Here is a 12525-nt window from a genome sequence, read left to right as displayed (position 1 = left end):
GCCGACACCTCTTTCACGACAAGCTCTTGTCCAAACGGCGAGAGGTTTCCTGCAGTTCGTGTCACGACCTTGCGACAGGCGGCACGATTCATGCCGCAAGAACAGTCGGCTATGAGGGGAAAATGCATGCGTTCAACGCGCCGACCATATTCAACGTCGGAAACAACTATCGGCTTGGATGGCGCGGAAAGTTTACATCTCTTGTAAGCCAAAATGATGCAATCATTCACGACTCCAACCTGTTGGCGATGGACTGGCCCACCTTGCTGTCGAGATTAAACAGCGACCGCTCCTACGCCGACGCGTTTTCGCGGGTATATGGTGGCGCGGCGGAGCGCGAAAACGTCTTGGATGCGCTTGTGAGCTATCAGAAGTCTCTTGCAACGCCCGACGCACCCTTTGACCGTTTCCTGAAAGGAGATAAGAAGGCGATCACTCCGTTACAAAAGCACGGGCTGAAACTCTTCACCGAATACGGCTGTGTCTCGTGCCACCAAGGCTCGAATATTGGCGGCAACATGTTCCAGATTTTCGGAGTATTCGGCGAGCCAGGTGCCGAGACCTTTCCGACGCCTGAGGATCTCGACGCACGTCTGGACCAGGCTGATCGGAATGTCGATGTTTTCCGAGTGCCCAGTTTGCGCAACGTTGCGCTGACGGCCCCCTATTTCCACGACGGGCGCACCGCAACACTTCGGGATGCGATCGCTATCATGGGCAGAAGCCAGCTCGGGCGCCGACTGACGGAGAGCGACGTCGATGCGCTAGAGGCGTTCCTCAACAGTTTGACCGGGGTTTACAGTGGGAAAGAGCTCGCGCAGCCTAACACTGAAGAGTCTCGTTGAAACTCTGCCGATCGCTCTGCTGACGCTATCGGCAATTGTCCTTGCCGTGGTCGCAGCGGGGCGTGATCCGGGGCGGGACGTTCACGAGGCGGTGATGATGAACCTACGAGCCGTCGACGTCAATCACGCCTCGCTTCAGCGCGACGTCCTGCGAGCGAGAGCAGGGCTGTTGTCGTCGTACGATCCGCTCGTGTCCTCTGTCGTCAACATGAGGCAAACGACAACGGAGTTGAAAAGACTGTTCAGCAGGCCGCAGTTCGCCGACGATTTCAGGTTACATCAGCTCCTTGGGCAATTGAGGGACGTTATCAACCTCGACGAGAAGCTCGTTGAGGAGTTTAAGACCCGCAATGCACTCTTGCAGAATTCCATCGGAGTATTCGGCCAGACACTCTCCGATCTCCACGACTCCCGAAATGAGGCCGTCAAGATGGCTCTTACTAGAACAGGTGATCTTGGTAACCTGATGATGCGGTTTTCGACCCGGCCGGACGATCAGCTTCAGGAGGCTATTCTCAGGCGTCTGGAGCAACTGCCGGAGTTCGACACTGCAGCGCCTGTTCTACAAGGCTTGGGAACGGTAATCATTCACGCACGAATGATCTTGGCCATCTTACCAAAGGTTGACGATAAGATTGCAGCCATTCAGGCCTCTGTGACACCGCAGCGCGCAGAGGAGCTACAATCGGAATACCTGGACGTTGCTGCCGACGCAACGTCTCGTGCGGCTTTCAGCAGGATACTGCTGGGTATCACGGCGATCATTCTCTGTATCTATATCTGTGTGTTGGTGTATCGCTTGCGTGCCCAGACCAAACGCCTCAAGAGACGTCTCCACTACGAACAAGTCATTGCCGAGCTCAAGGCTGAAATGGTCGAGAGCGACTCTGGTAGCTTCGCAGCCGTCATGACCGATGCCTTGAGTACTATCTCTGGCTTATTTGCAGCCCAAAGATGTGCTTTTGCGATTTGCGATTTAGAACGGGGAGAAATCAAGGACAACTACGGCCTCAGCGACGAGGAAGAGCAGAGGGCTTTGCTGCTGGAGCTTGCCCAGGACCTTCTCCGCCAGAAGGGCACCCCTGCACATCGCAATCTGGAGGGTTTCGGGCGCCGCGTTTCCGCGAAATCCCGCTGCTTCATCCGCTCACGCGGAGCCGCGACCGCATGTCTCATTGTAGCGGCAGGTCTTTCCGAGCGCGATGTGGCCGCTCTTGTTTTGAGCTTTGATGATCTGCAGCCAAGGATGCCTGGGGACGAGGTTCGCTTGCTTCAAGCAACACTTCAAACGCTCATCGAGTTCGTTGACGCAAACCGCAGTCGCCAGGAGAAAGAAGGACTGGAGCACCGCCTCGAGCATGCGCAGCGGTTGGAGGCCATCGGCACGCTGGCTGGTGGCATCGCACACGAGTTCAACAATGTTCTGGGCGCGATTCAAGGATATGGCGAGATGGCGGTTCAGCTTCTTCGCAGGCCGTCAACGACGCGACACTATGTGCAGGAAATTCTAAAGAGCGGGGCGAGGGCGAAGCATATCGTAGACCAGATACTGACGTTCAGCCGAAAGCGCGAAAGGACGACAAAACCCTTTGACGTGGCGGACGCGGTTGCCGACATCCTGCCGCTCCTCCGGGTCACACTAGGTAGCCATGTAATGATCGAGTCCCACCTCGATCAACGTCCTGCGGTCATCGAAGGCAATCCAGTGGATGTGCATCAGCTTGTAATGAACCTTTGCAAGAACGCAAGCCAAGCTTCGTCTAGAGGCCAGAGAGTGATCATCAGTGTCGAGATCATTGAAACCACGAGGAAGCAGTTCTTGTCGCATGGTGAGCTCGGGCCAGGGCGATACGTCTGTCTTGTTGTCAGCGACGAAGGGCCCGGAATTCCCGATCACGTCCTTCCGCATATATTTGAGCCATTTTTCACGACGAATGCAAAATCGGGTGGCTCGGGCCTCGGCCTTTCGGCCGTGCATGGCATCGGTTCCGCGCTAGGTGGGAGCATCGACGTGAAAAGCGAAATCGGAGCGGGTTCAGCTTTCCGGCTGTTTCTGCCGGCGAGCAATCTCGAGCCAGTACCTATAAAAGGGTTTTTTGACGAAAATGCCGTTCCCATCGGCAAGGGGGAACGGGTTGTCATTGTCGAGGAAGACAAGATGCTCCTGGAGTTGTACGAGGAGAAGGTCGCTGCGCTCGGGTATGAGCCGATAGGATGTGCGGGTATCGCGTGCCTGATTGATCAATTGCAGGCAGGCCTATGTGCCGACATTGTGCTTGTTGATAGACAGCATCTCATGCGTCATGCTGACCTCTCGCGCCTGCTGGACAAGGTGGGGATTGAGAAGCTGTTGCTGTTAAGCGACCGCGCACTGGATCCCGACTCCACGCGTCCCGTTCTGGCGGCCCGGATGTTGCGCACGCCCTTCAGCTTGGCGACATTGGCAACCGCAATTTTCGACGTTCTGAGGCATAGCGCGACCGTTCATGCTCAGGAAGGTCCAGGCGGTGCCGCTCAATAGCTGCCGGGCAGCTCTGGTTCCTGTCAATGTCGTTCGCGGACGTCACCGCAATGGCGCGTCAACCGTGTGATTTGAAATCACGATCCACACAAAGTTGCAAGCTATTGTATTGTGGCTTGTTGCGCATCTTGGCTATCTTCCGGCCTGCGACGCATCGCAACGACGCATCATTCCTGGATGTGTATTTGGAGGCCACAAGCATATCCGATCGTCTCCCGTTGCCCGATGCGAGCGGGCAACGGGAGTGCAACTGACCCTCGTCACGGGACTTCGGTCGACCGGCGCAAAGACCTGCTCGCAGGGATCGACACTTCTTGGTTTACCTTATTGTCAGGATGCTTCTCTGTCGCTAGGGCAGCGACCAGGCGGCCAACGCGCTTTAGAACCAGCACCAGAACAACGTGGCCAGTGCGACAACGGTCACTCGCGCGGTCATTCCAGTCCAATGGTTGGAGCAGCGTCGCTGTACGGCGACGCCCGCCAATGATCGTGTCGCCGCAATTGCTGCCGGTGCAAGAACCTTTTTGCGCTTTGTTGGACGTCCTGCTTCGTCGTTGAGAAAGCGCCTTCGGAGAACACGCTGTCGCCGTGACCCATTTGGGGCCGGATCGGTGCTGGCAAGCATACCGGATCCGGCCCCGACCACAGGAGGGGGAGCCTTACGGCCCTGAGGCACATACTTACTGTCGGAGCGTTGTTTCAGGCCTGTTACTGAGCCCGGTTTCTTCGTGACGCCCGAAACAATCGTGCCATTGGCTCGGATCGCAGTTCCCGTGGGAATTAGTCGTTCCGGATCGCAAAGAAACGTTGACAGCAGAAACAAGATATGCGCAATAATAATTATCGCGATAACTATCGCACTAATTATTGTCGCGATCCAATGGAGAGACTCATGTTTGAAAAAATGAAGAGTTCTATAATCGCGGTAGCGCGGTTGCCGCCACGTCACAGGCCAATTCCGCTTCGCAGCCGACGGGGCGAAAATCACGGGAGTGCCCGGCAATCCATGCCCTTTTCAACCCACAGGCAAAGGCGGTCGCCGACGCCATCCGTGACGCCGCTCAAGACGTAAGATGAAACCAGGTGAACAGGGACTGAGAACCGCGTGGTCGGTGCCCGACCGCCTTCACGTCGCCTCGGCGACGAATTTCAGATCCTTGGACTTCAAACGAAATCAAGAACACCCAGGCTGTAACAGCCAACGAACACGCCGGTGAAACTACAACGGACGAACGATTTCTTGTTGCCGAGAGCGACAAACATCAAACCATAAGGTGATGCATGACACATTCCGACGAAGATCAAATCAGGCAGAGCGTGCTGGAAAACCAAAAAACGCTGCGACAACAGCTGCGCACGAATTTCGATTTCATCGTATGCGGTGCGGGCTCGAGTGGCTCCGTCGTCGCCGGTCGATTGGCCGAGGACGAGAATGTACAGGTTCTTCTCCTTGAGGCCGGCGGAGACGACGCGGAGCCATCTATTTTGGACCCGGGGCAGTGGCCGCTGAATTTGGGCTCTTCGCGCGACTGGGCATTTATGGGCGAGCCTACTTCCCACCTCAACGGTCGCCGACTTCCCCTCAACATGGGCAAGGTCCTTGGCGGCGGATCCAGCGTCAACGTGATGGTCTGGGCGCGCGGGCACAAGAGTGATTGGGATTATTTTGCCCAGGAGTCCGGCGATGCCGCCTGGGGCTACGAATCCGTTCTCGGATACTACCGAAGGATCGAGGATTGGCACGGCAAAGCCGACCCCGCCCGCCGGGGAGCGGGCGGACCGGTTTTTGTGGCACAGCCAGAGGCGCCCCAGCCGCTCGCGCCTGCTACGCTGGAAGCTGCCCGTATGATGGGAATTCCGACCTTCGAAAGTGCCAATGGCGAGATGATGGAAGCAGGCGAGGGGGCCGCAATTGCTGAGCTGCGGATTAAAGGCAACAAGAGACAATCTGTTTTCCGATCCTACACCTACCCCCATATGCATCAGCCGAACTTGACGGTGTTGACTGGGGCGCATGTCACCCGCGTCATCCTTGCTGGATCAAAGGCGGTTGCCGTAGAGGCCATCGTGGATGACCAGCTGGTTCGCTTCCAAGCGGATCGAGAAATCGTTCTTTCCCTGGGTGCGGTTCACACGCCGAAAGTGCTGATGCAGTCGGGCATCGGCCCTGAGGCCGAACTGCGTCGACATGGCATCCCGGTCCTCCAAGACCTGCCTGGCGTCGGCGAAAACCATCAGGATCATATCGCCTTTGGCTGCACCTGGGAGTACACGAAGCCGCAACAGGTTGGCGGTGGTGGATGCGAGGTAGTGCTCTACGCCAGAAGTGATTCTCGCTTGTCGGCCCCTGATATCATCCAATGCCAGCTTGAATTTGCTGTTCCGCCGCCGCCGGAAGTCGGGCTCGAAGCTCCTGAGCACGGGTGGTCAATGTTCGCCGGCCTCGCTCAACCCAAAAGTCGTGGCAGGGTACAGCTGTCGGGACCGGGCCATCGCGATCCTGTCGTGATCACTCCCAATTCGCTGAGCGATCCTGGCGATCTCGACACGGCCTTTCGTACGGTCGAGCTCTGCCGAGAACTTGGTAATAGCCAACGTATTGGCGCATTGGTGAAGCGCGAGGTCATCCCAATGGCGCGCGATCGCGCTAGCATGGAAAGTTACATCCGCAATTCCGCTGTGACCTACTGGCATCAGTCGTGCACCGCAAAGATGGGTCAGGATTCCATGTCTGTCGTTGACTCTCGCCTGCGGGTCTATGGAGTTGACAACCTGCGCATAGCCGACTCATCAATCATGCCGAAGATCCCTGTCGGAAACACGATGGCACCCTGCGTCGTGATCGGCGAGCGTGCCGCCGATCTCCTGAAAGCTGCGGATGGGACGAATGCCTAACCGAACCGGCGACATACCGGAATCTCACTCATTTGAGAGTTTGGCGACTGATTGGTCCTAACCAAGTGGTAGGTCCGATCATGGCCGTCTTGGGACGAGACATGCTCGGGCCACTTCACCGCATGCGAGAAGCCTGCCGCTCTAGTCTCGGCGGCAGACGGATCTCGTGGGACAGCCAGACGGACGGGCAACGTCGAATTCCATACCAGAGACTCGAAGGTCGTTTTCGATGAAGGTAATCATCGCCGGCGCCGGCATCGCCGGCTTGGCCGCAGCTCAGGCACTTGAGATCAAAGGCCATCAATGTGAAGTCTACGAGCAGTGCCTTGGACCGAGGCTCGGTGGAGCAGGCATCTTTTTGTTGGGAAATGCAACCCGGGCTTTGGATCAGTTAGGGGTTCTGGAGCCGCTGAAGGTTAATGGTCGGCGTATCAAGGAACAGTGCATCTTCTCTTCCGACGGAAAGCTGATCCACGCTCTCTCGGCAGAAGATTTCTGGTCAAACTGCGGCCCCTGTCTCGCCATGCCGCGTTCTCGCCTGATCCAGGCGCTGCTTTCCTCGCTGAAACGCACCAGAGTGAACTACGGGAAGGCAATCCTCGCCGCTCACCGGACATCCGCTGGCATGAGTGCGCAATTGTCCGACGGCAGCTCAGTTGAATGTGACTTGGTTGTCGCGGCGGACGGTGTGAATTCATGGCTTCGTAGAGCCACCAGCGGCTGCAGGCCCCGAGCGTTGGGCATATCATGCTGGAGAACCGTGACCGACAATACACCAAACATATCAGCATGGACGGCTATGCTCGGACGCGGGCGAACCCTCCTGGCAATTCCAGTGACCGCCTCCCAAGTATATTTGTATGCAGACTGCCGCACGTCCGAGGTCAACCGCAACACTTTGCAGGACTTCAAGGAGATGTTCGGAGAATTTAGGGCTCCGCTGGGGCCGTTGATCGCGCAACTTGACACGTCCGCCGAGATACATTTCAGCGGGCTTGAAGAGGTCCCCGATTTTAGCACATTCGAGGACGGTCTAGTCTTCATAGGCGATGCCGCACATGCCTGTTCACCCAGCATGGCGCAAGGAGCTGGCATGGCCCTCGAAGACGCGCTGGTCCTGGCCGAAGTTGTTTCTGACGCCCCATCGACGGGCGTGATGAGGCGACGATACCTTCAACACCGCCAACAACGCGTGACCTGGGTGCGCCAGCAAGCACGCGCTCGCGACATGTTGCGCGGTCTGTCGCCCATCGTCAGAAATTTTACGCTGAAACATCTCGGCGATACACTCTACAAGCGCTCCTATGGGGCGTTGAGATCTCCGCTTTTGGACGGTGGAATCTGAAAAGCGCGGCTGATGATGCCTGGTGCTAAAGTGGTCGTGACGCGACTTATGTGCAACGGCAGGATTCGAGAGCGACCAAACGTTGATGGCATTTAGCATATTATCATATGTCGACGGCGGCTTATCTTCAGACCGCACTGGCTCGCCAGCGGCAGTCGGCGGACGGGTGGCGATCGTTCAGCAGCCGGGGCGGGAGCGCTACGCTCGGCCGGCTGGCCGTCGATGGACGGCAATGGTGACGCGATCACCATCGGCAGTGTCGACCTTGCGGTGGCCTATGCCCCGGGACATATCCCGCAGCGATCATTCTTAACAATGACAACGTGGCGTTCATGAACGATATCGTTTCCTTGCCGCAAGTCGGGCCAGCTCGAGCCGACGTCCCAGGAGGATGTGCACAAGAACTCTGGCGGACAATCTGCAATCTCGGTCGCCTATAGCACGTCCCAGCGAGACTACGCCAATGCTTCTCATCGTTCAGACCCTAGCAGAGTTATTCATTCTTCGAACCGCGATGTGTTTCGTCTCTAAGGAGGTGAACGGCAATCGAAATGCTGCCGAAACGTCTCCCTCCGACAATCGCTTGTCAAGAAACAGGAGGCACCTTTGCGAGGAAACGCACAAGGCCCGACCAATGAAAGGGCGGTGCCACGAAGTCGATCGGCGGGTGAGCATAATGAGAAAGGCGCCATCGAGCGCTGCGACGCGGATCCGGCAACCGGAGGCGACGGTGAACCTGCACATGGATTGACAAGGAAGTCAGAGGCGAGTTCACAGGCAATTGCCCCGCAACGCGATGAACATCACGAACAGCATCTTAAGGCTGAGCAGGGATATCACGACGACGAGGAGGTGTTGTGGCGAAAAGGCATCGTCGCGGCACTCCTGCTCTGCATCGTGGCGGTGCTTTACTTTGCACTATTTTCCGTCATGCAGGTTGCTCAGGTGCCTGTCTACAAGCATCCGTAGCCGGCGCCGCATACTCTCGGACCGCACGTTGCGTCGAGCGGACCTTCACCCCGATTCGGTCCGCCGTCAAGGCTGCTCCACCTCTACTTTTAACCATGACCGATGACCTACGACATCGTTCTCCGCAACGGGCTCGACGCGCCCAGATTTCACTCGCTTGCTACAAATGCAACGGGTTTTCGGCTCCACACAATAATCCGATGGCGCAGATGGTCGATAGCGAAACTCATCACGAGTGCGCTGTTGCGCGTGTGAATCATTATTGAACCAACATCGGGGATAACAGTGCGAATTATTCAGCCAACACCCATGCCGCAATTGAAGCGACTTGTTGCTGCGTTCCGCCGCCGGCTAAAGATTCAGAAGGCGATCGCTGAACTGAAGGAATTGGAGGACTTCATGCTTCTTGATATAGGGATATGGCGAAGCGACATTGAACGGTTCGTGAGCAAAGGCCGCTGCGACGATATCAATCGCTTGGAGTGACTTTGCGATGTCTGTTCCAGCATTGCTATGCCGACTGGGTCGGAGCCAGGACAGGGGCGGCCTCAGCCTTCACGTTGCAAGCTTTCTTTTGTGCCAGCAAGGCGACGGGCGACTATCATTGTCGAGGAAATAGCGACGCGGCGAAAGGCGAGTGACTTCCAGACTAGGCATTTGACAGTTGGGGGCCTCCCGTGCGCATTCAACGCTCGGGAGATTTCATTGGGTTCGCTGGGATCCCGATCTTTGCCGGGTCGAAGACCGGACTTTGGGGACGCTCTCCACAAGTCCCTCTCGGATTGCGTCGGCCAGCGCTCTGGAGCTCCATGGCTCTCGGAGTAAAGTGAAGCGCGAAGCAGCGGCGGCATTCAAAATCTCTGCGTTTCCGCCGTGTAGTATCAAGACGACAGGCGAGCCGCGGGCCATGTTCTCGATATCGCGCGCCGAGTGGCTTGGTGGAATTGACCGCACGTCAATCATGATCATGTCGGGGATCTGAGTGGATAACCATTCTTCCATCATGCCGATATCCGAGAACCCGACGGGCTCGTAGCCAAGCGCCGCAATCTTCTCTTCATGCATCGCCAGATCACGGCAATGAGGCTCCACGAGAGCAATAAGCTGGCCATCCCCTAGCATCACGTGCGGAGCAACGAAAAATTGACTGGTGGGCGTTGGCGGAAGTGACGAATGGGGAAAATAGACTTCAAATGACGTACCCATTCCAGGACTGCTCGTGACGTTGATCCGTCCGTCCATCGCAGTGACCAGACCGTGGACAGCCGCCAAGCCGAGCCCGGTGCCGCCAATGGCGGCCTTCGTGGTGAAAAATGGTTCAAAGATATGAGGCAGCGTTTCCGGAGAAATACCGCTTCCGTTATCCGCGATACAGACACGAACATAATTGCCAGGCTGGAGGAGCCCTAGAAAAAGAGATCTTACACTTTCGACAGGGACGACATCGACATTGATGTCCACTCTGATGTGGCCGCTTGAGGCCTCCCACGCATTTTTACAGAGATTCATCGCCACTTGCTGGAGTTCGATGGGATGACCAAGCATTATGCAGTCGTCGTTGGACGCTAGGGGCGCGTTTACCTCCAGGTTTGGTAGGGAGGCCGAGATGAGCGGGAGCGCGTCGCGAATTGCCTCTACCAGGTTGATTGGTCTCGTTTCCTGCTCGCGCCTGCGGCTCAAGGTCAGGATCTGGTTCACTATGAACTCCGCTCGTCTCGCAGTTAACATCATTTCCTGGAGGTAGTGTTCCACATTCTGGCCTTCGCCGGCGCGTTGCAGCGCCATCTCACCGTATCCAAGCAGCGCACCCAGGATATTGTTGAATTCATGCGCGATGCCGCCCGCCAAAGTACCGACAGCCTGGACGCGCTCTGCGTGATTGAGGCGCCTTTCGAGATCTTCACGGTTTTTTCGCTTGCAGTGATCGACCGCAGTTTGAATAAGGCCTGACAGGGATGCGCACAGCAGCAGGATCTCATCTTCACTGAACGCCTGTCGGGGCTTGCGATAGGCCATCTGCAAAATACCGATACGCCCCAGCGGTGTCGTAACTGCTGCTGCAACCTGCGTAGTCGCCCTGCCTCTGACGGCCCTGGATTGCATCCTCCCGAGGTCGACGAAATGGAATGCGGCTTGCTCTCCGTCCGGCTGCTTTGCTCCCACACGTTTCAAGAAATCAGCTTTGACTTCGGGCTCAGTTGGGGGTGGGGATCGCGCACTAAGAAATTCTTCGACCGTGACGCCGGTGCGCGGCTCGACGATTTCGAGCCTGACCTCATCCGCTCCGAAATATTGCGCGAATTCCGTCAGAACTCTCGTTGCCACGACACCGAACTCGCCTCTTGTGAGATTATCATCAAATGCCCGTTCAAACCTGTTCAGCAGCGACTGACTTTCCAGCAATCGATTGATGGTCCGGGCCTGGCCTCTGCCCCAGAACGTCAAGATTGACGCATAGGCGCAGAGGAGAACTGATAGAGTAGCGTATACGACAGGTGAAAAGGGTGAGACGCTCACAAGGACACCCTCGTATTTGCAATCCTTCATGGGCACATGGCCTGATGCCAGCAATGCGAAAAGTAATGCACCGAAAAAAGCAAAGAGAATTTTCAATGAATTATCGACTGACGGATTTGCGGTCATCGGACTAGGCCAAATTCTCGGCATCTCATATTCGCTCATACGGTGGGTTGGAAATTGAAATCATTTATGCAGAAACTTTGAGAAGCCACGTTTGACCGATTTCACGACCGTGCTCTTGCCCTGCGCCGCCTGCCAATGGACCCCACGGCAACTATCTCGACCCGATAAAGTAATCAGGTGCGCTTGGCCTGGCTAAGGTATTGAAGCTCCGCCGCTGCGATTCGCTTCGAGCCTTTCCATCCTCGCCTCACCGAATAATCTCTCAATCGAAAGATTGAACCGCAACGGCAATGCACCAGGATCGAGCTGAACGCGTCGAGCGTCACGCACGGAGGTCATTGCAGCGTTTTGACCCACCGCTACGGCCGTAAAGGCATGGCTTCACGATTGGAGGCGCTGATGAAAGGCGCCTGGCGGACGGTTCTCAACGAAACGCAAGACCGAACCCACCGTGGCACCGTGCGAGACACCTCCACGCTGAAACAAGTGGCAAGCTCGCTCGCGCCATTAAACATTGCGGTTTTGCTGTCAACCACGGCTACCATAGACGAACTGTGTCGCCTGCGCCTCGCGACTGGCTGGCCGAGGCTCTTTTCAAGTCCAGCGAGCCTCCAGTTCGTCGACCTGCCTGATGCCCGCGTGTCCATGAACGTTAAGTTGTTGGCCTGTGGGCAGGAGACGATGTCGGGATCCGACCAGCGCACGAAGCGCCTCTTCGAGCTCCAGTTGCGCCAAAGCCTGTCCCAAACACCGGTGCGGGCCATCGCCATAGACAGGATGCCACCGAGGGCGTTCCCGATACAGATCGAACCGCTCCGGATCGGGGAAAGCTTCGGGATCGCGCAGCGCTGACATGGTCGACAGTAGCAATACACTGCCGCTTGCTATGAAATGCTGATCCAACTCGATGTCGCGAACAACAAGCCTCGGAATCGAGGCTACGGCAGGCTCGACTCGCAATGCTTCGGCAACGGCGGGAACGATCAGATTCTCATCCTTGCGAAGCGCTTCCCACAGATCTGCTCTTTCGAGAAGCAGCCCGGTCTGGATCACGATAGCAGCGCGTGTCGTATCCGTACCGCCAATAACAATGGACACAAGCTGCATGATGGCCTCCATCGCAGACAGATTAGCGTCCTGATCGACGCTCGCGACATATTCGGATATGAAATCGTCTTTCGGCGATCTGCGCCGGTCAGCAATCAGATCTGAGCAATAGGCCTCGAGCTCGCGTGCGGCCACCTCAATACTCGGTACGTCCTCGTCCGTCCAAGAGGTCGTCAATATCTTTGATACGCGATAAGCGA

Annotated in this window: 8 protein-coding genes; 6 read left to right on the top strand and 2 right to left on the bottom strand. The window is 56.7% G+C overall.

Annotation, left to right across the window (positions count from 1 at the left end; translation table 11 throughout):
* The 6 genes from FY112_RS05795 to FY112_RS05770 all read left to right on the top strand — a co-directional run.
* A partial coding sequence (locus FY112_RS05795) for a cytochrome c peroxidase (protein WP_151517944.1) occupies positions 1–845 on the top strand: 845 nt, incomplete at its 5' end.
* Complete coding sequence (locus tag FY112_RS05790) at positions 802–3366, top strand: two-component system VirA-like sensor kinase (protein ID WP_151517943.1); 2565 nt, start codon at positions 802–804, stop codon at positions 3364–3366. The genes FY112_RS05795 and FY112_RS05790, both read left to right, overlap by 44 nt.
* Before the next feature lie 1281 nt (positions 3367–4647).
* Positions 4648–6261, top strand: a complete 1614-nt coding sequence (locus tag FY112_RS05785) for a GMC family oxidoreductase (RefSeq protein WP_151517942.1) — start codon at positions 4648–4650, stop codon at positions 6259–6261.
* Between the two features lie 229 nt (positions 6262–6490).
* Positions 6491–7606, top strand: coding sequence for an FAD-dependent monooxygenase (locus FY112_RS05780; protein ID WP_151517941.1), 1116 nt, complete (start codon positions 6491–6493; stop codon positions 7604–7606).
* A 606-nt stretch (positions 7607–8212) separates the two neighbouring features.
* A complete protein-coding gene (locus FY112_RS05775; protein ID WP_151517940.1) occupies positions 8213–8575 on the top strand; it encodes a hypothetical protein in 363 nt (120 codons plus the stop codon).
* 285 nt (positions 8576–8860) lie between these two features.
* Positions 8861–9061: a DUF1127 domain-containing protein gene (locus FY112_RS05770; RefSeq protein ID WP_131661347.1), complete on the top strand. Its 201-nt coding sequence runs from the start codon at positions 8861–8863 to the stop codon at positions 9059–9061.
* Between the two features lie 216 nt (positions 9062–9277).
* Here the strand turns inward: FY112_RS05770 and FY112_RS05765 are convergent, their stop codons facing one another.
* Entirely contained in the window at positions 9278–11218 is a 1941-nt protein-coding gene (locus FY112_RS05765) for an ATP-binding protein (protein WP_181018162.1), read from the bottom strand.
* Positions 11219–11812: 594 nt separating this feature from the next.
* On the bottom strand, positions 11813–12525 hold a 713-nt coding region (locus FY112_RS05760; RefSeq protein ID WP_151517938.1), incomplete at its 5' end, for a cytochrome P450.

Origin of the sequence: Rhizobium sp. PEPV16 (genome assembly GCF_008919455.1) — a bacterium.
In the GTDB taxonomy this organism is placed as follows: Bacteria; Pseudomonadota; Alphaproteobacteria; order Rhizobiales; family Rhizobiaceae; genus Rhizobium; species Rhizobium leguminosarum_Q.
This window is presented reverse-complemented; position numbering and strand designations above follow the sequence as displayed.

Excerpts from the sequence above, each read along its gene's own strand:
- FY112_RS05785 (WP_151517942.1), top strand. The coding sequence starts at position 4,648 with ATGACACATTCCGACGAAGATCAAATCAGGCAGAGCGTGCTGGAAAAC.
- FY112_RS05780 (WP_151517941.1), top strand. The coding sequence starts at position 6,491 with ATGAAGGTAATCATCGCCGGCGCCGGCATCGCCGGCTTGGCCGCAGCT.
- FY112_RS05765 (WP_181018162.1), bottom strand. The coding sequence starts at position 11,218 with ATGACCGCAAATCCGTCAGTCGATAATTCATTGAAAATTCTCTTTGCT.